Here is a 21,683-nt window from a genome sequence, read left to right as displayed (position 1 = left end):
GGGCTTTGTCCTCGGGCGGCATCCGCATATCGTTTCGATGGATGTCAGGAGGACCCGAGTGGAGCAGGCCAAAGCCCAGGCGGCGACCGAGCCGCGGGACCCCTCCGGCGTGCCCGCGGCGCGCAGGTCACCGCGCCGCCACTCGGTGCGCGGGCAGATCCTGGACGCCCTGCGGGACGCGCTGGTCGGGGGTGAGCTGACCCCCGGCGAGGTGTACTCCGCCCCGGCCCTCGCCGACCGCTTCGGCGTCTCGCCCACGCCCGTGCGCGAGGCCATGCAGCAGCTGGCGGGCGAGGGCGCCGTCGAGGTCGTGCCGAACCGCGGCTTCCGGGTGGCCCGGCGCAGCGCGCGCGAGCTGGCCGAGCTGGCCGAGGTCCGCGCCCTGCTGGAGGTCCCGGTGATGCTCAGCCTGGCCCGGGCGGTCGCGCCCGAGCGCTGGGCGCGGTTGCGGCCGTTCGCGGAGGCGACGGCGGCGGCCGCCGCGAAGGGCGACCGCGCCGCCTACCTGGAGTCGGACCGTACCTTCCACCAAGCGGTGCTGAGCCTGGCCGGGAACCATCAGCTGGTCGTCGTCGCCGATGAGCTGCACCGGCGGGCGCAGTGGCCGCTGGCGTGCGGGCGTGCCGTGCGCACGGCCGATCTGGTCGCCGATGCGGCCGAGCACATGGCGCTCCTCGACGCCCTCGCGGCCCGCGACCTGGACGTGGTGGAATCCCTGGTCCGCGAACACTTCACGTCCGGCGCCTGAGCTTTCCCCTACCCGCCCCTCCCCGACCCCGGGGCTCCGCCCCGGACCCCGGGCGGGGGCTCCGCCCCCTGCACCCCCGCCGGGGCTCCGCCCCTGGACTCCGCTCCTCAAACGCCGGAGGGGCTGGGTAGTGGGTCACGTCCGCCCCGGCCCCGGCTGCCGGGGCTCCGCCCCCTGCACCCCCGCCGGGGCTCCGCCCCTGGACCCCGCTCCTCGAACGCCGGAGGGGCTGGATGGTGCCCTCAAGCGCCGGAGGGGCTGGCAGACCTGGTTGTGGGCAATCGTTCCGCGGAGGGGGCACCTCCCAGCCGTAGCCGGGGGAGGAACGGGTGGGCACAACCCGGCCACCGGCCCGCACCCGGCCGCGAAACCCCAGGCGGCACAACCCGGCCACCGGCCCGCACCCGGCCGCGAAACCCCAGGCGGCACAATTCGGCCCGCGGCGCCGTCACGCTAACTGTTCGGCCAGCCACACCGGCACGCCACCCAGCAGCCGCACCAGCCGCGCCGCCTCGGCGCGCAGCCGACGCGCCTCCGGTTCCGACTCGACGTCCGCCAGGGACGCCAGGGCAGGGGCGATGCCGACCAGGTAGCCCAGCTCCTCGCGGATCCGCAGCGATTCGGCGAAGCCGCGGCGGGCCTCGGCGAGGTTGCCCTCCTCCTCGGCCATCCCGGCCAGATGGCGCCAGGTGAACGAGCGCAGCAGCGTGTCGCCGTGCGCGGCGGCGCCCGCGTGGGCGCGCTGGAACGCGGCCTGGGCGCCGGTGGGGTTGTGGGCGAGGTGCTGGGAGATCAGCCCGCGGCGGAAGTCCAGCAGCGGGCGGGTGGGCGAGCCGGGCCCGAGCAGCGCGGCGGCCCGGCCGAGGGCGGTGCGCGCCTCGTCGGCGCGGTCGCGGTTCCCGAGCAGGGTGGAGGCGTACGCGAGGTAGCCGCGTTCGCACGCGGTGGCGCCGCGCTCGTCGTCGGTGAGGGCCAGGGCCTCCGCGGCCCGCAGCGCGTCCTCGGCCGCGTCCCAGCCCCGGGAGGTGTACATGCAGCGCTCGATCAGGATGGCGCCGCGCTTGAGGGCCGCGGCCGCGTCGTCCGCGGCCCGCGGGGCGAGGAGCTCGGCGGCGTCCTTCCAGCACGCGCGTGAGCGCAGCCGCCACACCGCCGTGTCGAGCGGGTCATCCGCCCGCCCGGCCCCTCCGTCGGGGTCGGGATCGAAGTTCGATGATCCAGGTGGTGACATGGCGGTGTCCGCCACATTGCCCTCCCCAAGCGCGCCATCGAGCCGGAAGCCGTTGCCGAATCTCAACACGGAAGCGCGGGCCCGGCCAAGAGGTTGGTGTGAATGAATTCACAAACCACCGGCGAGAGTGGTGGTTTCCAGGATGCTCAGGGTGCTCGGGGGTGCTCAGGGCGTTCAGGGGGCGCGCGGGGACGCTCCGCCCGTCAGCTCATGCGCAGGGCGAGGAAGAAGTCGAGCTTGTCCTCCAGCCGGGCCAGGTTGCGCCCGGTCAGCTGCTCGATCCGGCCCACCCGGTAGCGCAGCGTGTTGACGTGCAGATGGAGCCGTGCCGCGCACCGCGTCCAGGAGCCGTCGCAGTCCAGGAACGCTTCCAGGGTCGGGATCAGCTCGGCCCGGTGGCGACGGTCGTACGCGCGCAGCGGGTCCAGCAGCCGGGCGGTGAAGGCGCGGCGTACGTCGTCCGGGACGAAGGGGAGCAGCAGCACGTGCGAGGCCAGCTCCTGGTGCCCGGCCGCGCTGACCCGCCCCGGCCGCGCGGCGGCCACCCGGCGGGCGTGCCGGGCCTCCTCCAGCGCGCCGCGCAGCGCCTCGGCGGAGTGCACGGGGGCGCTGACGCCCAGCGTCAGCCGGGCGTCGTCGCTCAGCCCGCGGGCGAGCGGTTCGCCGACGGCCGCGAGCAGGGCGTCCGCGTGCAGCCCCGCCTCGTGGCCCTCCACCCCCGTGGACGCGGCGTCGGCGTCGGCGCGCGCGGGTAGCGGGAGGAGCGCCACCGCCTCGTCCCCGGTGTGCGCCACGGCGATCCGGTCCGAGGGCCCGGCCCCGGCCGACCGCGGGTCCACCAGGATCTCTTCCAGCAGTGCCTGGGCGACCGGGCCGCCGTCCGGCTCCCCTTCCATCCGCGCCACCACGACCTGCCAGTGCGGCGCGTCGCTGCTGCCGAGCCCCGGCAGCAGCACCGGCGCCGCCACCCGCAGCCGGGCCGCGACCTCGGCGGACGGCGCGCCCGCCTGGACCAGCTCCAGCACCTCCTGGGCGAGCTGCCGCCGCACCGTACCGGCCGCGTCCCGCCGGTCGCGCTCGACGGCGATCAGCTGGGTGACCCCGTGCAGCAGGTCCAGCCGCTCGTCCCGCCAGTCGCCCGCGTCCGCGGCGACCGCCAGCAGCCAGTCGGCGAGCGGGGGCGCGGGCGTGTCGCCGGTGTCGCCGCTGCTCGTACCGCCGCGGATGGGGAAGAGGGAGTACGTCACCCCGTTGGCGGCGGTCAGCCGGTGCGGGCCGCGGCGCCCGGCGCGCCGGGCGGCCAGGTGCTCACCGGCCAGCCGGGTGCGGACCGGATGCGGCAGCTCCGCGGCCCCGGGCCCGGTCGGCCCGGCGATCGGGCGGCCGGTGGGGGAGAGCACCCAGGCGGACAGGTCGAGGTCCGAGCCGAGCAGGTCGAGCACCACCTCGGGGCCGCCGCCCGCGGCGCCCGGGGCCATCAGCCGCCGGTGCCGGTCCACCACGGCGGCCAGGTCCCCGGCCCGCTCGCCGGAGACCTGGCGTACGACGTGCTCGGTGATCGACGCGAACGCCACGTCCTCGACCACGGAGAACAGCGGCAGCCGGTGCCGCGCGCAGGCCAGCACCAGGTCCTCGGGTACGGGGCCCAGCTCGGCCTCGCCCGCCGCGAGCCCGGCCACCCCGGCGGCCGCCAGGATCCGTACGAACCGCTCGGAGTCGTCGGGCTGCCGCCGCCACGCCAGCCCCGTCAGGACCAGTTCGCCGCCCGACAGATAGCGGCTCGGATCGCGCAGATCGGTGGTCATCACGCCGCGTACGGTGCGGTCCAGCTCCTCCTCGCCGCCGAGCAGGCGCAGGCCCAGGGCATCAGTTTCCAGCAGTGCGCGCAGCCGCATGGTGGTGCCAGCCGATCTCGTCTTGTCACTCGTGTCGTGTCACCGGTCGAATACCGCGAGGTTTCCATTCCCCGTCGTTCGTTCGAATCTACAAGACCAGCCCGCTGGCCAGCCAATTGCTTCATGTCTTCGGTGACTGCCCCCGGGGTCCGCGGCCGGGTCTACTGGATTGGGAGCCGCGTGCACGAGTTCCTCAGGACTGGTGAGAAGAGAGGCCCATGGACTTCCTGCGCCCCGCCGACTGGCCGGAGGCGCTCGCCGCGAAGGCCGAGCACCCCGACGCCGTACCCATAGCGGGCGGCACCGATGTGATGGTCGAGATCAACTTTGATCACCGGCGGCCCGAACGGTTGCTGGATCTGACCCGTATCGGCGAACTGGAGGAGTGGGAGACCGGCGAGCGGACGGTCCGGCTGGGCGCCGGCGTTCCGTACAGCCGGATCATCGAGCGGCTGCACCCCGAGCTGCCCGCCCTCGCGCTCGCCTCGCGCACCGTCGGCTCGCCGCAGATCCGCAACCGCGGCACCGTCGGCGGCAACCTCGGCGCCGCCTCGCCCGCCGGGGACGCGCATCCGGCGCTGCTGGCGGCCGGGGCCGAGGTGGAGGTGGCCTCGGTGCGCGGCACCCGGATGATCCCGGTCGAGGAGTTCTACACCGGGGTGAAGCGCAACGCGCTGGCGCCCGACGAGCTGATCAGGGCCGTCCACATCGAGAAGGCCGACGGGCCGCAGCAGTTCTCCAAGGTCGGCACCCGCAACGCCATGGTCATCGCGGTGTGCGCGTTCGCCCTCGCGCTGCATCCGCGCACCCGCACCGTACGGACCGGCGTCGGCTCGGCCGCGCCCACCCCGGTCCGGGCCCGGGCGGCGGAGGACTTCCTGAACGCGGCGCTCGCGGACGGCGCCCTCTGGGACAGCGGCGAAACGATTCCGCCCGCGGTCGCCCGGGAGTTCGCCCAGCTGTGCGCGGGCGCGTGCGACCCCATCGACGACGTACGCGGCAGCGCCGCCTACCGCCGCCACGCGGTGACGGTCATGGCGCGCCGCACGCTCGGCTGGACCTGGCAGGCGTACCGCGAAGGCGAAGGGAGGGCCGTGGCATGCGCGTGAACATGACCGTCAACGGGCGGCCGCAGCAGGCCGACGACGTCTGGGAGGGCGAGTCCCTGCTGTACGTGCTGCGCGAACGACTGGGCCTGCCCGGCTCGAAGAACGCCTGCGAGCAGGGCGAATGCGGATCGTGCACGGTCCGGCTCGACGGGGTGCCGGTGTGCGCGTGCCTGGTGGCGGCCGGTCAGGCCGAGGGGCGCGAGGTGGTGACCGTCGAGGGGCTTCCGGAGTACGCGGGGCGCCGTACCTCCGGTGATGCCGGGGCGAGCGCGCTGGCCCCCGTCCAGCAGGCGTTCATCGACGCGGGCGCCGTGCAGTGCGGCTTCTGCACCCCGGGCCTGCTGGTCGCCGCCGATGAGCTGCTGGAACGGCACCCCGACCCGTCCGACGCCGACATCCGCGAGGCGCTCTCCGGCAACCTCTGCCGCTGCACCGGCTACGAGAAGATCCTCGACGCGGTGCGCCTCGCCGCCGCCCGCACCTCGGCGCCGGGGGAGGCGAGCTGACCATGGGACCCGACCGCGCCCCCACCACGATCACCCAGGCCCATCTGACCGAGAGCCGGGGCAAGGGCCACATCGGCGAATCCACCCTCCGCCCCGACGGCACGCTCAAGGTGACCGGCGAGTTCGCGTACTCCTCCGACCTGTGGCACGAGGACGTGCTGTGGGGCTTCACCCTGCGCAGCCCCCACGCCCACGCCGAGATCCGGTCCATCGACATCAGCGGCGCGCTGACCCTGCCCGGCGTCCACGCCGTCATGACCCACGACGACCTCCCGGCCGCCACCCACTACGGCCTGGAGATCCACGATCAGCCCGTCCTCGCCAAGGACCGGGTCCGCTACCACGGCGAGGCCGTCGCGATCGTCGCCGCCGACCACCCCGAGACCGCCCGCCGCGCCGCCGCCCGGATCAAGGTCGAGTACGCCGAGCTGCCGCTCGTGGTCGACGAGGCCACCGCCACCGCGCCCGGCGCGCCGCTGCTCCACCCCGGCCGCACCGACCACCACGCCGCCCACGCCCCCCACCCCAACGTCGTCCACCGCCAGCCCGTGCGGCGCGGCGACGTCGCCGCCGCCAAGGCCCGGGCCGATGTCGTCGTACGCCGGGACTACGAGGTCGGCATGCAGGACCAGGCGTTCCTGGGCCCCGAATCCGGGCTCGCGGTGCCCGCCGAGGACGGCGGCATCGACCTCTACATCGCCACCCAGTGGCTGCACGTGGACCGCGACCAGCTGGCCCCGGTGCTGGGCCTGCCCGCCGACAAGGTGCGGCTGACGCTCTCCGGCGTGGGCGGGGCGTTCGGGGCGCGCGAGGACCTGTCCATGCAGGCGCACGCCAGTCTGCTGGCGCTCCGCACCGGCAAGCCCGTGAAGATCGTCTACAACCGGTACGAGTCGTTTTTCGGCCATGTCCACCGGCACCCCGCCAAGCTCACCTACGAGCACGGCGCCACCCGGGACGGCCGACTGCTCTACGTCCAGTGCCGCATCGTGCTGGACGGCGGAGCGTACGCCTCCTCCTCCCCGGCGGTCGTCGGCAACGCCGCCTCCCTGGCGATCGGCCCCTACGTCGTCGACCATGTGGACGTCGAGGCGCTCGCCCTCTACTCCAACAACCCGCCCTGCGGCGCGATGCGCGGCTTCGGCGCGGTCCAGGCGTGCTTCGCGTACGAGGCCCAGATGGACGCCGTCGCCGAGGAACTCGGCCTGCACCCCGTCGAGTTCCGGCAGCGCAACGCCATGGCGCAGGGCGCCGTCATGCCCACCGGCCAGATCGTGGACTCCCCGGCCCCGGTCGCCGAGATCCTGCGCCGGGTCCGGGAGCTGCCCCTCCCGCCGGACCGCGTCTGGGAGACGGCGGGCGGGGGCGTCGACGTCCGCGCCCTGCCCGGCGGCCTGTCCAACACCACCCACGGCGAGGGCGTGGTGCGGGGCGTCGGCTATGCGGTCGGCATCAAGAACGTCGGCTTCTCGGAGGGCTTCGACGACTACTCCACCGCCCGGGTGCGCCTGGAGGTCATCGGCGGCGAGCCCGTCGCCCTGGTCCACACCGCGATGGCCGAGGTCGGCCAGGGCGGCGTCACCGTCCACGCCCAGATCGCCCGTACCGAACTCGGCGTCAGCCGGGTCACCATCCACCCCGCCGACACCCGGGTCGGCTCCGCGGGCTCCACCTCCGCCTCCCGCCAGACGTACATGACCGGCGGCGCCATCAAGCACACCTGCGAGGCGGTGCGCGAGGAGGTCTTCCGCCGCTGCGGCCTGCCGAGCGGAGCCGCGGGGCTGCTGCTGCGGGACGGCAAGGTGGTCACGGACACCGGCGAGGTCGTCGCCGACCTCGCGGACCTCCTCGGGGACGACGCGATCGACATCGAGAAGGAATTCCGGCACCGGCCCACCGAGCCGTTCGACCTCACGACCGGTCAGGGCTTCGGCCACGTCCAGTACTCCTTCTGCGCCCATCGCGCCGTCGTCGAGGTCGACACCGAACTCGGCCTCGTCAAGGTCATCGAACTGGCGGCCGCACAGGACGTCGGCAAGGCCCTCAACCCGCTCTCCGTCGTCGGCCAGATCCAGGGCGGCTCCACGCAGGGGCTCGGCCTCGCCGTGATGGAGGAGATCCTCGTCTCCGACGGCGCCCGCGTCCGCAACCCGTCCTTCACCGACTATCTGATCCCCACCATCCTCGACACCCCGACCATGCCGGTCGACATCCTGGAACTGGCGGACGACCACGCCCCCTACGGCCTGCGGGGCGTCGGCGAGGCCCCGACCCTCTCCTCCACCCCGGCGGTCGTCGCGGCCATCCGCGCCGCGACGGGCCTGCGGCTGGGGCGGGTGCCGGTGCGGCCGGAGCATCTGACCGGTACGTGACGCGCTCCCGGCCCGGCCCCCCGGGCCGGGAGTACGTCGATACGGTCATCTGACGGAACGCCACCCCTGGGCGGGAATCCGGTTGCGCCACTCGGCGGACGCTCGCGTTGCCGGGTCCCGGTTTCTGAGTGAGCCTCAGAAACCGACCCACGCGACCCTACGCGACCCGCCCCTTGGAGTACGCCCGTGCGAACGAGACGGAAAACCCTCGCCGTGTCGATGGCCGTTCTGGCCGCAACTGCCCTTCCCCTGCTGAGCGGTTCGGCCGTTCAGGCTGCCGTACAGGAGCGCGTCGCCGCGCCCTCGCAAGGAAGCCCCCTCTACGTCCCCCCTGCCGACCGCGCGTCATACCGTCAGGTGACGCGGCTCTCCTGGCGGGGCGACTACCGCGGGGCCTCCGGCCTCCTCGCCATGGTGCGGACCCCGCAGGCGGTCTGGTACGGGGACGAGTCCCCGGCCCGGGTCGCCCGCCTGGTCCGGATGACCATGAGCGATGCCGCGCGGCGCGACAAGCTGCCGGTGCTCGCCCTCTACAACGTCCCCGGCCGTGACTGCGGCAGCTACTCCGCCGGGGGAGCGCGGACCACCGACGAGTACAAGGCGTGGATCGACGCCGTGGCCCGGGGCATCGGCGACCACGAGGTGATGATCGTCCTCGAACCCGACTCGCTGGCGCTGCTGCCCTCCGACTGCGATGAGCAGACCGGCGAGGGCACCCCGACCGGTGCGGACGCGGCCGCGGGCGCGTCCGCGGGCACGACCACGACCGGGCCCACCACGGCGCCCGCGCTCACCGGGCCCACCACGGCCCCCGCGCTCACCGAGCCCACCACGGCGCCCGCACTCACCGAGCCCACGACCGCCCCCGCACTCACCGGGCCCACCACGGCCCCCGCGCTCACCGGGCCCACCACCCTCCCCAGCCCGGAACCGCAGCCCGGCACCGTCCCCACACCCGGCGCGTCCGCCGCCGCCGAGCTCCCGTCCTCGGATCCGGCCGTCCCGACCCCGAGCCCCTCCCCGTTCCTCCCCGACGACCCCGCCGACCTCGACAGGGAGCCGGAGTTCGGCGAACCGGCGGCCGTCGAGGCAGAGCCCGAGCCCGAGGTGGCGACGGAGACGCAGACCGGCGCCGACGCGCTCACCGAGGCCCGCTTCACCGAGATCAAGTACGCGGTCGACACCCTCATGTCCCTCGCCAACGCCAAGGTGTACCTCGACGCGGGCCACGCGGGCTGGCACGCCGTCAGCAGCATCGTGCCCCGGCTCGTCGAGGCCGGTATCGACGAGGCCACCGGCTTCGCCCTCAACGTCTCGCACTACCAGACGGACCAGGCCAGCGAGCTGTACGGGCGGCTCATCTCGGCGTGCCTGGCCTACGTCGCCGACGGCGGCGACCCGGAGGCCTGCCCCGAGCAGAGCTGGTCGCGGCGGCACCTGAGGGCCTGGCTGCGCGCGCACGAGCCGGACGACCCGTCGGAGATGAAGCACTTCGTCACCGACACCAGCCGCAACGGCCGCGGCCCCTGGACGCCGCGGTACAGCCGGCACACGGACCCCCAGTCCTGGTGCAACCCGCCCCACCGCGGCCTCGGCGCCCGCCCCACCACCGCCACGGGCGACCCGCTGCACGACGCCGCCCTCTGGGTGAAGACGCCCGGCCAGTCCGACGGCCGCTGCCTCCGCGGCACCTCCGGGCCCTCGGACCCGGTGCGCGGGACGGTGAACCCCGAGGCGGGCCAGTGGTTCCCGGACCAGGCCCTGGAACTCGTACGCTTCGCCCGCCCGTCGGTCACCCCCTGACCTCACCCGCGACGGTGCGGCGGCGGCCCGTCCACCACGAGCCGCCGCCGCACCGGCGTCACCCCGCCGGGTTGTGCCGCACCAGGGCGTCGACCAGGCCCGGGGTGGTGTTCGGGAAGTCCATCGGAACGATCCCGAGCCCCGTCCAGCCCTGGCTGCCCCCGCCCTCCAGCAGGGTCTTGACCTGCGGGTTGAGCCGGTCCGCATTGGACCGGGGCGGGAGGAGCGCGGCGGTGCTGACGTAGTTCATGTACAGCTTGCCGGGCTGGGTCGCCGCCTTGCGGAACTGCCCCTCGATCTTGGGGTACTTGCCGAACGGTTCCGCCTTGTAGTCGTCCTGGATGTCGAACAGCTGAGGATCCGCGTACCGCACGCCCGGCATGTTGGCGGAGTCGGCGAGCAGCACGACCCTGCCGCGGGCCTGCCCCAGGGTCGGCAGGGTGGTGTCGAGGCGGAAGAGGGAGCGCCAGCCCTTGCCGTCGAGGTACAGGTCGAAGATCCGGCGGAACTCGGCGGCGCTCTCCTCCGAGTACTCCTGCTTGACGCGCATCAGCACGGTTTCGGACGGATGCGCGGTGAGGAAGGCACGGCACGCGCCGAGCACATCGTCGAAGTTGAGGTGCTGGTAGAAGGCGCCGTGGTGGATGGGGAAGGCGTTGTCGAACGCGCGGCAGCGGATGTCCAGGAAGCGGATGCCGCTGTTCAGCTGGTCGGCGATGGTGGTGTTCTGGCACTCGGTCCACGGCCCGCCGTAACGGGCACCCGAGTCGTGTGTTCCGGGCAGCGTCAGCCGCTGGACGGGCGTGGCGTCGGCGATCCCGGAAAGCCAGTCCTGCGCGGCCAGCAGCCGGTTCGGCGCCGCGGTGGCGACCCCGCCTAACGCCGAGACCACCCCGGCGGTGGACAGCGCGGCCGCGCCCTTGAGAAACCCTCGCCGATCCATACGCATACTCCCGTCGCTCACCCGTTCGTACCGTGCGCACGGCATCGAAGCACAAACGAGCCCCGGGGAGAACGGCGGAACGACGAATAGGGGTTGGGGTCATCCCGGACGCGCGAGGCGAGAGCGGGCGGGTCGCGGCCCGCGCCGAGCACGGCGCCCGGCGCGCCCGCCTCGATCGGATCGCCGAGCGGGGTGCCGGTGCCGTGCGCCTCGACGTGGTCGATGCCCGCCGGGGCGAGCCCGGTCCGCGCGTACGCGGCCGTCAGCAGGGCCCGCCTGACGAGTACGCGGCCGGGATCAGAGCCAGTCGCGCCGCTTGAAGATGACGTACAGGCTGACGCACACCACCGCCATCAGCAGCAGCGCGAAGGGGTAGCCCAGCACCCAGTGCAGCTCCGGCATGTGCGTGAAGTTCATGCCGTAGATGGTGCCGACCAGGGTCGGGGCGAAGAGGATGGCCGCCCACGCGGAGATCTTCTTGACCTCCTCGTTCTGCTCGAAGCCCGCCTCGGCCAGCGCCCTCATCTCGGCGTTCTGCTGCTGGGTGACCAGGGTGGCGTTGACCGCGAGGATGTCGGTGAGGGCCGAGCGGAAGCCGTCCACTCGCTCGCTGGTGTGGGTGACGTGGTCGGCGACGTCCCGCAGATAGCGCTGGAGCTCCTCGTCGGTGCCGTACTTGTCGAAACCGGCCATCAGCCCGCGCAGCATCCCCACCAGCGGGCGGGTGGCGCGCTGGAACTCGACCATTTCGCGGGAGAGTTCGTAGATGCGGCGCGACACGGCGGGGTCGCCGCGGAAGACCTCGGTCTCGATCTCGTCGATGTCGTTCTGCACACCCGACACGACCGGGGCGTAGCCGTCCACCGCCGCGTCGAGGATGGCGTACAGCACGGCCTCCGGGCCGAGGGCCAGCAGCTCCGGGGCCGACTCCATCCGGGCGCGCACCGCGGACAGGTCCGGGGCGGCGCCGTGCCGGACGGTGATGACGAAGTCGGGGCCGACGAAGACGTGCAGCTCGCCGAAGTCCACCTCCTCGACCGCGTCGAGGTAGCGGGCCGCGCGCAGCACGACGAAGAGCGTCTCGCCGTAGCGTTCCAGCTTGGGCCGCTGATGCGCCTCCATCGCGTCCTCGATGGCCAGCTTGTGCAGATCGAATTCCTCGGCGAGTGACAGCAGCTCCGCCTCGGTCGGCCGGTACAGCCCGATCCACGCCATCGCGCCCGGCTCCTCGCGCAGCCGACGGTAGGTGGCGGCCAGGCCGTCGGGCGTGCCGACGCGGCGGCCGTCGCGGTAGACGGCCGCGTCCACCACGCTCCGCTCGTCGGCGACCGCGGTGCCGTCGACCGTGGCGGGCGCGGGCCCGGCGGGCGACCGGTCCGCCGCCCCGGCCCCGGAGCGCGGGCCGTGGCCCGCCCCGCGCGCCGCCGCGGGCCGCAGCCAGGGGTACTTCTTCAGCGGGCGCGGGTGGTGGGAACGGCGCTCGGACATGAGAGGTCCTTTACGGGTAGCTGGCGCCGAAGGGCCGGCGCTGGGCGGGGCATCCGGGCACCGCCGCCGGGGCGCCGGGCCGCGCTGCGCTCAGCGTGGCCGGGCCGGGGTGGCGGCTCGCGGCATGCGACTGGGAGGTTCGCTGGTCATCACGTGGACCGACCACCTCCTTTGTCACGGTCCCCTCGGTGCGGGCGCGCGGACCACTGGCCTCAGTGCAGGATATCCCCGGATATGCCCAGGCCGCGGCCGGGGCGGCGGCGCCCGGGACCGCCTGGCACCGCCTGGCGCCGCCGTGCTGAGCGGCGGGTACCCGCGCCTGGCGCGCCAACGACTGTTTGCCTACGATTGTTGGCATGGACGATCCCGGGCGGCGCCTCCCCTCCGGATGCGAACCCGTCCCGGACCCGGCGGAAGCCCCGGCATGCGGCCCGGCGGGTGGGCTGATGGGCGCCCGCAGCTCCGACCGCACCCGCGCCGCCATCCTCCGCGCCGCCCGCGCGCACTTCGCCCGGCACGGCTACGAGCGCACCACCATCCGCGCCGTCGCCGCCGACGCGGGCATCGACGCCTCGATGGTCATGCGCTACTTCGGCAGCAAGGAGAACCTCTTCGACGCGGCCCTCACCATCGACCTGCGGCTGCCCGACCTCAGTGCCGTGGCCCGCGACGACCTCCCGCAGGTCCTCGTACGCCACTTCCTGGACCGCTGGGAGGGCGACCCCGCCGACGACGCCCTGCTCCTCCTGCTGCGCTCCGCCGTCACCCACGAGCGGGCCGCCGAGCGGCTGCGCGAGATCTTCGCCGAGCAGGTCGCGCCCGCCCTCGGTGAGGCCGTCGACCCGCGCTGCGCCGGGCTGCTCTCGGCTCAGGTGCTCGGCCTCGCCCTCACCCGCTATCTGCTGTGCGCCCCGGGCGTGGCCGCCCTGACGCCGGACGAGGTCACCGAGCTGTACGCCCCGGCCCTCGCCGCGCTCCTGCCCTAGCCGCAGCCGCCACCGCCACCGCGCCATGAATCGTGTCCGCACAGTCGCACCGGAGCAGCCGGTGTACCTCCCAGCGGCCGCGGGACCACGCGATCGCGAGGCGGAGGGTCGTCCTCGCGGCGGCACCTCCCGGACGGAGTCCGGGGGCGGGCCTGCGCGGAGGAGCCGGGCAACGCGGCGCGAGGGGGCGGCTCCCCCCGATGGCCGGGGCAGCGGGCCAGGCGTCGCGGGGCCGGTGGGACGTGGCGGGTACGCCCTACGGCAGCAGGCCCGCGCGGCGGGCCTCGACCACCGCGTGCAGACGGGTGCGCGCCCCCAACTTGCGCATGCACGACCGCAGGTAGCTCTTCACCGTCTCCGGCCGCAGCCCCAGCCGGTCGGCCGCCGCCGAGTTCGTCGCGCCGGAGGCAACGCAGGCCAGGACGTCCACCTCGCGCGGGGACAGCCGCACGCGTCCGCGGGGCGCGGAGTCGCCGCCCGACGAGGCGCGGGCCAGGCGGCCGCAGGCGCTCAGGATCTCCTCGCGCAGCTGCGGGTCGCCCACCCGGTGGGCCAGGGCCCGGAGGTCGCCATGGGCCGCGCGGACCTCTTCCCAGACCGCCGGGCCGGGCTCGGTCTCCGGCGCCGACTGCTCCACGACCGTCATCAGCCGCCGCGCCTCGTCCTGCGCGGTGAGGGCCCGTTCCAGCTCGCGGGCGGCCTCCACCGCCGTGCTCAGCGCGCGGTCGCCGAGGATCAGCGGCTGCCGCAGCGCGCCGTACAGGACGCCGCGGACCCGGCCCCGGACGACCACCGGGACGGCCATCATCGAGCGCAGCCCCTCGGCGTCGACCGCGCCGTCGTACTCATGGCTGATCGCGCGCGAGACGGGGTAGTCGATCACGGATATCGGCCGGGACAGGGTCAGGACCTTGCCGCCGAGCCCGTTGCCCGCCGCGATGGCGAGCCCGCGCAAGGAGTTCGTGGTCGTTCCGGTGAGTTCCGAGATGCGGAACTGCTGTGCGCCGGAGAACAGTCCGCCGAAGGCGACGGGCAGCCCGCCGCGTCGGCGCATCCGCAGCAGTGCTGTCCGTACGTCGACGGCACGCTCCGATTCCGCCACGGTCGCCTCCCCGAAACGCCGTCACCCCCGTCCGGGGGTGGTGAGACACAGATCACCCGTCGCACGATGCTAGCGAGCGGCACGTCAAATCAGGAGGACGAAGTGACAGCAATGAGTCCGTCTCACGAATTCCGCGAGGCACGGGACTTCCTTCTCGACCGCCGCGAGGATTACGCGGCGGCGTACGAAGGGTTCAGCTGGCCCCGCCCGGAGCGCTTCAACTGGGCCCTGGACTGGTTCGACCGGATCGCGGAGGGGAACGGACGCACCGCTCTGCACATCGTGGAGGAGGACGGCCGCGAGACCCGGCTGAGCTTCGACGCGATGCGCCGCCGCTCCGACCGGGCCGCGAACTGGCTGCGCGCGCGGGGCGTGCGGCCCGGGGACCGGATCGTGGTCATGCTCGGCAACCAGAAGGAGCTGTGGGAGACGGCGCTGGCGGCGATGAAGCTGCGCGCCGTCGTCATCCCCGCCACCCCGCTGCTCGGTCCGCTGGACCTGGCGGACCGCATCGGCCGCGGCCGGGCGAAGCACGTGATCGTGCGGGCGGAGGACACCGGCAAGTTCGCGGAGGTGGCGGGCGACTACACCCGGATCGCGGTCGGCGGAGACCACGGCGTGCCGGACGGCTGGCTGGCGTACGAGGACGCAAAGACGGACGCCGTGCCGGACGGGGCGACGGGCGAGGCCCCGGAGGGGGCCGACCGCTTCGTACCGGACGGGCCGACCCTCGCCACCGCGCCCCTCATGCTCTACTTCACCTCCGGCACCACCGCTCAGCCCAAGCTCGTCCAGCACACCCACATCTCCTACCCCATCGGTCATCTGTCGACGATGTACTGGGTCGGGGTCAGGCCCGGAGACGTCCACCTCAACATCTCCTCCCCGGGCTGGGCCAAGCACGCCTGGTCCAACCTCTTCGCCCCCTGGAACGCCGAGGCGACCGTCTTCATCCACAACTACACCCGCTTCGACGCCACCCGCCTCATGGCCGAGATGGACCGCTGCGGCGTCACCACCTTCTGTGCCCCGCCCACCGTCTGGCGCATGCTCATCCAGGCCGATCTGACGCAGCTGCGGCACCCCCCGAGGGAGGCCGTCGCCGCCGGTGAGCCGCTGAACCCGGAGGTCATCGAGCACGTCCGGCGCGACTGGGGCGTGACGATCCGGGACGGCTTCGGCCAGACCGAGACCGCCGTCCAGGTCGCCAACACCCCCGGTCAGCCGCTCAAGACCGGTTCGATGGGCCGCCCGACGCCCGGCTTCAGCGTCGTCCTCCTGGACCCGGTCACCGGCGAGCCCGGCGACGAGGGCGAGATCTCCCTCGACCTGACCGGACGGCACGGTCGCCCGGTCGGCCTGATGACGGGGTACGAGGGCGACGAGGAGCGCACCGCCGAGGCCACCGCGGGCGGTTACTACCGCACCGGCGACATCGGATCGCGCGACGCGGACGGCTACATCACCTACATCGGGCGCGCGGACGACGTATTCAAGGCTTCCGATTACAAGATTTCGCCGTTCGAGCTGGAGAGCGCCCTGCTGGAGCACGAGGCGGTCGCCGAGGCCGCCGTCGTCCCGGCGCCCGATCCGCTGCGGCTCGCCGTGCCGAAGGCGTACATCGTGCTGGCCGAGGGCTGGGAGCCGGGGCCCGAGACGGCGAAGGTGCTGTTCGCGCACTCCAGGGCGGTGCTGGCGCCGTACAAGCGGGTGCGGCGGCTGGAGTTCGCGGACCTGCCCAAGACGGTGTCCGGCAAAATTCGCCGGATCGAACTGCGGGAACGCACGGCGAGTGGAGAGGGCATCGAGTTTCATGAGGGAACCTGATGAACAGCAGCTCCCCTTCATGTGACCACCACGGCATGTGACCGCAAGGAGACACCATGACCGACCCGATCTCCGACGCCGCTCCGCCCCCGGCCGCCCTCTCCTATGCGAGCGGCACCGGGGACCTGCCGCTGCTCGGCGACACCATCGGCGCCAACCTCGCCCGGGCCATCGAGCGCCACGGCGACCGCGAGGCGCTGGTCGACATCCCCTCCGGCCGCCGCTGGACGTACGCCGAGTTCGGCCGGTCGGTCGAGGCGGTCGCGCTCGGGCTGATGGCGAAGGGGGTCGGCAAGGGCGACCGGGTCGGCATCTGGGCGGTCAACTGCCCCGAATGGGTGCTGGTGCAGTACGCCACCGCCCGCATCGGCGCGATCATGGTCAACGTCAACCCCGCCTACCGCGTCCATGAGCTGCGCTATGTGCTGCGGCAGGCCGGGGTGTCGGTCCTCGTCTCGTCCACCGAGCACAAGGACAGCGACTACCGCCGGATGGTCGAGCAGGTGCGCGCCGAATGCCCCGCCTTGCGCGACGTCGTCTACATCGGCGACCGCACCTGGGAGGGGCTGGTGCGCGCGGGCGAAGGAGTGCCGAAGGAGAAGCTGGCCGAGCGCGAGGCGCGGCTGTCCTGCGACGACCCGGTCAACATCCAGTACACCTCGGGCACCACCGGCTTCCCCAAGGGCGCCACCCTCTCCCACCACAACATCCTCAACAACGGCTACTTCGTGGGGGAGACGGTCGGCTACACCGAGCACGACCGGATCTGTCTGCCGGTGCCCTTCTACCACTGCTTCGGCATGGTGATGGGCAACCTGGGCGCCACCACCCACGGCGCCTGCGTCGTCATCCCGGGCCCCACCTTCGACCCGGCCGCCACCCTCTCCGCCGTCGAACGGGAGCGCTGCACCTCGCTGTACGGCGTCCCCACCATGTTCATCGCCGAGCTGGCCCTGCCCGACTTCGCCACCTTCGACCTCTCCTCCCTGCGCACCGGGATCATGGCCGGATCCCCCTGCCCGGTGGAGGTGATGCGGCGGGTGGTCGCCGAGATGCACATGGCCGGGGTGTCCATCTGCTACGGCATGACGGAGACCTCCCCGGTCTCCACCCAGACCCGGCGCGACGACGACCTCGCGCGCCGCACCGGCACGGTCGGCCGGGTGCTGCCGTACGTCGAGGTCAAGGTCATGGACCCGGCCACCGGTCTGACCGTCCCCCGCGGCACCCGGGGCGAGCTGTGCACCCGCGGCTACTCGGTGATGCTCGGCTACTGGGAGGAACCGGAACTCACGGCCGAGGCGATCGACCCGGCGGGCTGGATGCACACCGGGGACCTGGCGGTGATGGACGAGGACGGCTACGTCCAGATCGTCGGCCGGATCAAGGACATGATCATCCGGGGCGGGGAGAACGTGTACCCGCGGGAGATCGAGGAGTTCCTGCACACCCACCCCAAGATCGCCGATGTGCAGGTGGTGGGCGTACCGGACGAGAAGTACGGCGAGGAGATCCTGGCCTGCGTGATCCTGCGCGAGGGCGCCACCGCGCTCACCCGCGACGAGCTGGCCCGCTTCTGCCGCGGACGGCTGGCCGCCTTCAAGGTGCCGCGCCATCTGCGCGTCATGGACGCCTTCCCGATGACGGTCAGCGGCAAGGTCCGCAAGGTCGAGCTGAGGGAGGCGGGCGCCCGCGAGCTGGCCGGGGTCCCGGAGTCCCGTACCGACCCGGACCGGAGACCCCAGCCCACGCGATAACGCGTTTTATCGCACCGCGTTCGGGAGGCAGCCCTTCACCCCGGACTCGGCGCCCCGGCTGAACGCCGACACCCGCTGCGAGGCGTTGCCGTGGTCTGAGGTGTTCGTCCACGGCGTCTCGTCGGCGAGCGCCGACAGCGCGTCGGCCAGCTCGTCCGTATCGCCGTCCTCGAAGGTCAGCGTCTTGTCCCGGGCCGCGCCGAAGAGGACGGCACCGGCCAGGCAGTCGGCCTGGAGTTCGCGGGCCAGGTCGACCAGGCCCGCGTCCAGCCGGTTCTGGATGGCGTGCCCCCACTCATGGGCGATCACCAGGTAGACCCAGGCGTCGCCCCGCTGGTGGCCCGCCCGCATCAGGTCCATGTCCCACGCCACGTAGTCGCCGCCCGGGCAGTAGACGGCGTTGTTGTCGGGGAGCGCGGCGCCGCCGCAGGTGGGCGCGGTGCCGGTGGCGCCGTCGTACGCCCCCAGGACCCGCGGCGGGCGATAGGTGCCGGTGAAGAACTCGTTCCAGTGGGTGGACCAGTAGGTGTTGGTGATGGACACCGCCGCGTTGATGTCACCCTCCACGCTGTCCCCCGTCCCCGGATCGGGGACGCTCGGAGTGGTCGCGGACCGGCTCGTCTCCGACGGCTGCGGCAGCCCGCCACCGCCGCAGCCGGCGACCGTCAGCAGGGTCAGGACGGTCAGCAGGGTCAGGAGCGACGCCGCGATCCTCGGGTACCAGGGAACAGCCATCGAATGCGGCCTCCGGCCGGTCGTGAACGATGGGGGGCGGTGCCTCAACCGAAGCGCCCCCCGGTCATGAGCGCAAGTCCAGGCCGGAGGTGAAGGAGCGCACCAGGTCCGCCAGCGCACGCGGGCGCTCCAGCAGCATCGCGTGCGACGCGTCCAGGGTGTGCACCGCGATGTGCGGGTGGTCGGCGGCGAGCGTCGCGAGACGCCCCTCCAGCCCCTTCTGATGTGCGGCCATCAGCTCGCCGAACCACGCCAGCTCCGGGCCCTGGTCCGCCAGCCGCGTGCCGCGGACGATCAGCAGCGGGCGGGTCAGTCGGCGGTAGACGGCGAACATGTCCAGCGCGTCCAGCACGTCCAGCATCTCCACCCCCCGCTCCCGATCGGGCCGCAGGTACAGCTGCCCGTCGCCGGTCTCGCCGAGCGACCGCCGTATGCCCTCCTCCAGCAGCTCGGGCGCGAAGCCCAGCTGGTCGGCCATGGCGGCCTGCTGGGCGCGTACGCTCTCCAGCCCCTCGGGCGGGAACGCCTGGCCCGAGGCGGCCCGGGCGAACTGCCGGGCCCGCTCCAGGCCCTCGGCCACGGTGTGCGGGTCGAGACCGGCGTAGTGCTCGGGCCGCCCCAGCCCGAAGCCGTCGAGGTTGACCGCGCCGGGGGTGTGCGGATGGGCGTCCGCGTACAGCGCGGCCAGCATGCCGCCGAGCGAGTGGCCGACGAGCACCGCCTGCGGGACGCCGCACGTGTCGAGGACGGCCTCGATGTCGCCGAGCACGGCCGCGGTCGTCCAGGGCTCCGTCCCGCGCCCCGAGCGGCCGTGGGCCCGCAGGTCCATCGAGAGGACCCGGTGATCGGCGACCAGTTCCTCCGCGATCCCCGACCAGTCGGCCAGGGTGCGGCCCGCGCCGTGGATCAGCAGCAGCGGGACGCCGCTGCCGCCGTGGTCGCGGACGGCCAGGGTGACATCGGCGTGGTCGACGGTGAGTTCAGTGGGCATGGTCGAGCGCTCCAAGGGGTCGTGGACGGGATCGGGGACCACGGTAGAGCGCCGCAGAAGGGCGAAGATCGTCCGCGAAGAGGAGGCGAAAAGGCCCTCGTACGGGTGACAATGAATGAAGCTCATCCGGGGTGCTCACGCGCGGGGCGGGCCACAGCGGATCAGCGTGTCCGCGGGGTCGTTGACGGGCTGTGGGGTGCCGGTCAGGTCCATGATGAAGAGCGGAATGTGCAGCGCGTCCGCGCGCGCCCGCGCCTCCCTGGCGTAGCCCGCCAGCGAGAAGAAGACGCTCACCGCCGACTCGTTGAGCCCGTTCAGCCACAGGCACTCGACCTCGCGCAGCCCGGTGGGGCGGGTGGTCGGATCGACCTGGGCGACGACGCCCTTCCCGTACAGGTCCACCCCGGACGCCGCCGGGTCGTCCGGCCGCCGCAGACATCCGAAGCCGAGCCACCGCAGGTACTGGGCGGCGGCGGTGACCGCGTCCCGCGCGGTACGGATCGTCACCGGCCGGAACGCCGGACGCGCCCCGGGCTCGCCGTCCTGCGCACCGCCAGGGGCCTGCGCACCGCCCGGAGACGGGGCCTGCGGCCCCGGCGCGACCGGCCCCGGCGCGACCGGCCCCGGCGCGACCGGGACGACCGGCACCCGGACGACCGCCCCGCAGCCGCAGCCGAACTCCGGCTGCGGCCAGTGGCCCTGACGCCCGCAGGACGGGCAGTCCACCGTCACCCATATGTCCTGCCACGTGCGGTGCCCGATCTCCTCCGGCGTGCCGTCGCGCAGCACCGGGAGGGTGAGCGGCGCGCCGCACGAGCACGGGAAGGTGGGCGGAGTGAACGACTGCTCGCGGCGGCACGCGGGGCAGCGCACCGGCACGCTCTCTGGCATCTGACGCTCCGTAGCGGATGTCTGCGGTGACTGGGCCATGCTCCACGAAGCGGGGGAGTGACGGGAGGGACTTGGGCGTTCTGCCCGCCTCCAGTGGGACGCCCGTGTGAGGCCGGGCTGGACGCTTGACGGATGACGCCCGGAGTACGCGCGGCGCGAGGCTGCCGGAGGCGCGGCCGGGCGCAGTAGGTTGGCCGCGTGAGATTGAGGGTTGAGTTCACCACCGAGCCGTTCGACCTCGACGAGGTGCCGCCGCACGCCGTGGTCGCCCGCGAGGCGGTTCAGGCCGCACCGCTGGACACCGTCGACGTCGGCCCGTTCGGCAACACCGCGGAGGGCCGCGCGGACGCCGTGCTGGCCGCCGTGGACGACCTGCTGCGCAAGTCCCTGGAGGCGGGCGCCACCCGGGTGTCGCTCCAGGTCAACGTCGTCGCGGAGCCCGACGCGTGACCGGCCCGGCGGACGCGTACGCGGACCACCCCTTCGTCTCGGCGGTCCGGCCGCTGGTCGACGCGATGGGCGGCGAGCTGATCGCCCCGGACCGGGCCCGGGACGACGACGTGGTGCTGTCCTGGGAGGGCCGCCCGGTCGTGGCCGTCCGCCTCCCGCACATCTCGGCGTCCCTCGACCACATCCTCGCCGACCTCCGGCGCCGCCACGGCGTCCCGCTGTCGGCCCTGGACCGCAAGACGAAGCAGGGCATCGTCCGCGCCCTCGAACAGCGCGGCGCCTTCACGGTGCGCCACGGCGTGGAAACGGTCGCAAGCGCCCTCGGCGTCAGCCGCTTCACCGTCTACAACTACCTCAACCGGGAGAAGGGGGCCGAGCGCTCCGAGCCGTGACCCGCTTGACGCCGATCAGGGTGCGGTAGCGGGACCGGGCCGCGAAGGCGCTCAGGGGCCATACGGCGGGGCGCCCGGCTTCGGCGCACAGGTGGAGGACCTGGTCCGGCCCGGCCCAGACGCCCACGTGGGCGCCGTACGCGTCGTCGGTGGCGTTGAAGAGCAGCAGGTCCAGGGGGCGGGGCGGCGTGACGCGGGTCGTCGCCGCGCTGTCGGCCCACAGCTCGGCGGAGCGCAGCGCGGGCGGTTCCAGGCCGTGGTGGCGGAGGACCGCGTACGCGAAGAGCTGGCAGTTGGCGCCCTCGGCGAGGTCCGGGCGCTCGGCGACCGCCGGGGAGCCGGGGAAGCGCGCGCCGACGTAGGGCACGGACCAGAACCGGTCCGGCAGCCGTACGGCGAGGTCAGCGGTCATGGGCCCATCCTGGTGTGCCCGGGCCGTATCCGGGACCCGCATTTC

At 73.7% G+C, this 21,683-nt stretch carries 20 protein-coding genes; 10 read left to right on the top strand and 10 right to left on the bottom strand.

The genetic code is table 11. The features are described 5' to 3' along the window. Window positions 1-58: 58 nt before the first annotated feature. Window positions 59-748: a GntR family transcriptional regulator gene (locus LCH29_RS13160; protein WP_446461891.1), complete on the top strand. Its 690-nt coding sequence runs from the start codon at window positions 59-61 to the stop codon at window positions 746-748. Window positions 749-1,196: 448 nt separating this feature from the next. Here the strand turns inward: LCH29_RS13160 and LCH29_RS13155 are convergent, their stop codons facing one another. Together LCH29_RS13155 and LCH29_RS13150 are read right to left on the bottom strand one after the other, a co-directional pair. Beyond that, a complete protein-coding gene (locus LCH29_RS13155; RefSeq protein WP_446462079.1) occupies window positions 1,197-1,979 on the bottom strand; it encodes a hypothetical protein in 783 nt (260 codons plus the stop codon). Window positions 1,980-2,182: 203 nt separating this feature from the next. Next, window positions 2,183-3,874 carry a PucR family transcriptional regulator gene (locus LCH29_RS13150; protein WP_446461890.1) on the bottom strand — a complete coding sequence of 564 codons (1,692 nt, stop codon included), beginning with the start codon at window positions 3,872-3,874 and terminating at the stop codon, window positions 2,183-2,185. 218 nt (window positions 3,875-4,092) lie between these two features. On the opposite strand from LCH29_RS13150, the gene LCH29_RS13145 reads away from it, so the two are divergent. The 4 genes from LCH29_RS13145 to LCH29_RS13130 all read left to right on the top strand — a co-directional run bounded on the left by LCH29_RS13145 (window position 4,093) and on the right by LCH29_RS13130 (window position 9,664). Beyond that, a complete protein-coding gene (locus LCH29_RS13145; RefSeq protein ID WP_446461889.1) occupies window positions 4,093-4,983 on the top strand; it encodes an FAD binding domain-containing protein in 891 nt (296 codons plus the stop codon). Then, the gene (locus tag LCH29_RS13140) at window positions 4,974-5,489 is read left to right on the top strand and encodes a (2Fe-2S)-binding protein (RefSeq protein WP_446461888.1); all 516 of its coding nucleotides are present in this window, start codon (window positions 4,974-4,976) and stop codon (window positions 5,487-5,489) included. Before LCH29_RS13145 ends, LCH29_RS13140 begins: the two co-directional genes overlap by 10 nt. Before the next feature lie 2 nt (window positions 5,490-5,491). Then, window positions 5,492-7,861, top strand: coding sequence for a xanthine dehydrogenase subunit D (gene pucD / locus LCH29_RS13135; protein WP_446461887.1), 2,370 nt, complete (start codon window positions 5,492-5,494; stop codon window positions 7,859-7,861). 186 nt (window positions 7,862-8,047) lie between these two features. Further along, window positions 8,048-9,664: a glycoside hydrolase family 6 protein gene (locus LCH29_RS13130; protein ID WP_446461886.1), complete on the top strand. Its 1,617-nt coding sequence runs from the start codon at window positions 8,048-8,050 to the stop codon at window positions 9,662-9,664. A 58-nt stretch (window positions 9,665-9,722) separates the two neighbouring features. Here the strand turns inward: LCH29_RS13130 and LCH29_RS13125 are convergent, their stop codons facing one another. From LCH29_RS13125 to LCH29_RS13115, 3 genes are read right to left on the bottom strand one after another with little or no spacing between them, the layout of a single operon-like run. Next, complete coding sequence (locus LCH29_RS13125) at window positions 9,723-10,607, bottom strand: phosphatidylinositol-specific phospholipase C (RefSeq protein ID WP_446461885.1); 885 nt, start codon at window positions 10,605-10,607, stop codon at window positions 9,723-9,725. A gap of 17 nt (window positions 10,608-10,624) precedes the next feature. After that, entirely contained in the window at window positions 10,625-10,873 is a 249-nt protein-coding gene (locus tag LCH29_RS13120) for a hypothetical protein (protein WP_446462078.1), read from the bottom strand. Between the two features lie 31 nt (window positions 10,874-10,904). Further along, window positions 10,905-12,095: a magnesium and cobalt transport protein CorA gene (locus LCH29_RS13115; RefSeq protein WP_446461884.1), complete on the bottom strand. Its 1,191-nt coding sequence runs from the start codon at window positions 12,093-12,095 to the stop codon at window positions 10,905-10,907. A 446-nt stretch (window positions 12,096-12,541) separates the two neighbouring features. Here LCH29_RS13115 and LCH29_RS13110 point away from each other — a divergent pair, with 446 nt between their 5' ends. Next, window positions 12,542-13,081, top strand: coding sequence for a TetR/AcrR family transcriptional regulator (locus tag LCH29_RS13110; protein ID WP_446462077.1), 540 nt, complete (start codon window positions 12,542-12,544; stop codon window positions 13,079-13,081). A 256-nt stretch (window positions 13,082-13,337) separates the two neighbouring features. Here the strand turns inward: LCH29_RS13110 and LCH29_RS13105 are convergent, their stop codons facing one another. Next, a complete protein-coding gene (locus tag LCH29_RS13105; RefSeq protein WP_446461883.1) occupies window positions 13,338-14,183 on the bottom strand; it encodes a response regulator transcription factor in 846 nt (281 codons plus the stop codon). A 111-nt stretch (window positions 14,184-14,294) separates the two neighbouring features. Between LCH29_RS13105 and LCH29_RS13100 the strand changes: the two genes are divergently transcribed. Together LCH29_RS13100 and LCH29_RS13095 are read left to right on the top strand one after the other, a co-directional pair. Beyond that, on the top strand, window positions 14,295-16,010 hold the full coding sequence (locus tag LCH29_RS13100) for an AMP-binding protein (protein ID WP_446461882.1): 1,716 nt from the start codon (window positions 14,295-14,297) through the stop codon (window positions 16,008-16,010). Window positions 16,011-16,066: 56 nt separating this feature from the next. Next, complete coding sequence (locus tag LCH29_RS13095; RefSeq protein WP_446461881.1) at window positions 16,067-17,767, top strand: AMP-binding protein; 1,701 nt, start codon at window positions 16,067-16,069, stop codon at window positions 17,765-17,767. A 6-nt stretch (window positions 17,768-17,773) separates the two neighbouring features. Here LCH29_RS13095 and LCH29_RS13090 read toward each other — a convergent pair whose 3' ends face one another. The 3 genes from LCH29_RS13090 to LCH29_RS13080 form a co-directional block, all read right to left on the bottom strand. Next, window positions 17,774-18,502 carry a neutral zinc metallopeptidase gene (locus LCH29_RS13090; protein WP_446461880.1) on the bottom strand — a complete coding sequence of 243 codons (729 nt, stop codon included), beginning with the start codon at window positions 18,500-18,502 and terminating at the stop codon, window positions 17,774-17,776. Between the two features lie 64 nt (window positions 18,503-18,566). After that, entirely contained in the window at window positions 18,567-19,493 is a 927-nt protein-coding gene (locus tag LCH29_RS13085; RefSeq protein ID WP_446461879.1) for an alpha/beta fold hydrolase, read from the bottom strand. A 135-nt stretch (window positions 19,494-19,628) separates the two neighbouring features. Then, window positions 19,629-20,384, bottom strand: coding sequence for a hypothetical protein (locus LCH29_RS13080; RefSeq protein WP_446461878.1), 756 nt, complete (start codon window positions 20,382-20,384; stop codon window positions 19,629-19,631). 198 nt (window positions 20,385-20,582) lie between these two features. On the opposite strand from LCH29_RS13080, the gene LCH29_RS13075 reads away from it, so the two are divergent. Both LCH29_RS13075 and LCH29_RS13070 read left to right on the top strand, forming a co-directional pair. Beyond that, window positions 20,583-20,834, top strand: coding sequence for a hypothetical protein (locus LCH29_RS13075; RefSeq protein ID WP_009714285.1), 252 nt, complete (start codon window positions 20,583-20,585; stop codon window positions 20,832-20,834). Then, window positions 20,831-21,226, top strand: a complete 396-nt coding sequence (locus LCH29_RS13070; protein WP_446461877.1) for a helix-turn-helix domain-containing protein — start codon at window positions 20,831-20,833, stop codon at window positions 21,224-21,226. The genes LCH29_RS13075 and LCH29_RS13070 overlap by 4 nt, the downstream gene beginning before the upstream one ends. On the opposite strand, the gene LCH29_RS13065 is transcribed toward LCH29_RS13070, so the two are convergent. Beyond that, the gene (locus LCH29_RS13065; protein WP_446461876.1) at window positions 21,189-21,638 is read right to left on the bottom strand and encodes a hydrolase; all 450 of its coding nucleotides are present in this window, start codon (window positions 21,636-21,638) and stop codon (window positions 21,189-21,191) included. The two genes, LCH29_RS13070 and LCH29_RS13065, sit on opposite strands and share 38 nt — an antisense overlap. Window positions 21,639-21,683: the final 45 nt, after the last annotated feature.

It is taken from the genome of Streptomyces sp. BRA346, assembly GCF_052851135.1.
The sequence above is the reverse complement of the archived record's forward strand: the minus strand, read 5'-3'. Positions and strand labels throughout refer to the sequence as shown.

Coding starts and splice junctions, on each gene's coding strand:
- LCH29_RS13090 (WP_446461880.1), bottom strand. CDS start 18,502: ATGGCTGTTCCCTGGTACCCGAGGATCGCGGCGTCGCTCCTGACCCTG.
- LCH29_RS13115 (WP_446461884.1), bottom strand. CDS start 12,095: ATGTCCGAGCGCCGTTCCCACCACCCGCGCCCGCTGAAGAAGTACCCC.
- LCH29_RS13145 (WP_446461889.1), top strand. CDS start 4,093: ATGGACTTCCTGCGCCCCGCCGACTGGCCGGAGGCGCTCGCCGCGAAG.
- LCH29_RS13125 (WP_446461885.1), bottom strand. CDS start 10,607: ATGGATCGGCGAGGGTTTCTCAAGGGCGCGGCCGCGCTGTCCACCGCC.
- LCH29_RS13085 (WP_446461879.1), bottom strand. CDS start 19,493: ATGCCCACTGAACTCACCGTCGACCACGCCGATGTCACCCTGGCCGTC.
- LCH29_RS13100 (WP_446461882.1), top strand. CDS start 14,295: ATGAGTCCGTCTCACGAATTCCGCGAGGCACGGGACTTCCTTCTCGAC.
- LCH29_RS13080 (WP_446461878.1), bottom strand. CDS start 20,384: ATGCCAGAGAGCGTGCCGGTGCGCTGCCCCGCGTGCCGCCGCGAGCAG.
- LCH29_RS13150 (WP_446461890.1), bottom strand. CDS start 3,874: ATGCGGCTGCGCGCACTGCTGGAAACTGATGCCCTGGGCCTGCGCCTG.
- LCH29_RS13095 (WP_446461881.1), top strand. CDS start 16,067: ATGACCGACCCGATCTCCGACGCCGCTCCGCCCCCGGCCGCCCTCTCC.
- LCH29_RS13155 (WP_446462079.1), bottom strand. CDS start 1,979: ATGTCACCACCTGGATCATCGAACTTCGATCCCGACCCCGACGGAGGG.
- LCH29_RS13110 (WP_446462077.1), top strand. CDS start 12,542: ATGGGCGCCCGCAGCTCCGACCGCACCCGCGCCGCCATCCTCCGCGCC.
- LCH29_RS13065 (WP_446461876.1), bottom strand. CDS start 21,638: ATGACCGCTGACCTCGCCGTACGGCTGCCGGACCGGTTCTGGTCCGTG.
- pucD (WP_446461887.1), top strand. CDS start 5,492: ATGGGACCCGACCGCGCCCCCACCACGATCACCCAGGCCCATCTGACC.
- LCH29_RS13140 (WP_446461888.1), top strand. CDS start 4,974: ATGCGCGTGAACATGACCGTCAACGGGCGGCCGCAGCAGGCCGACGAC.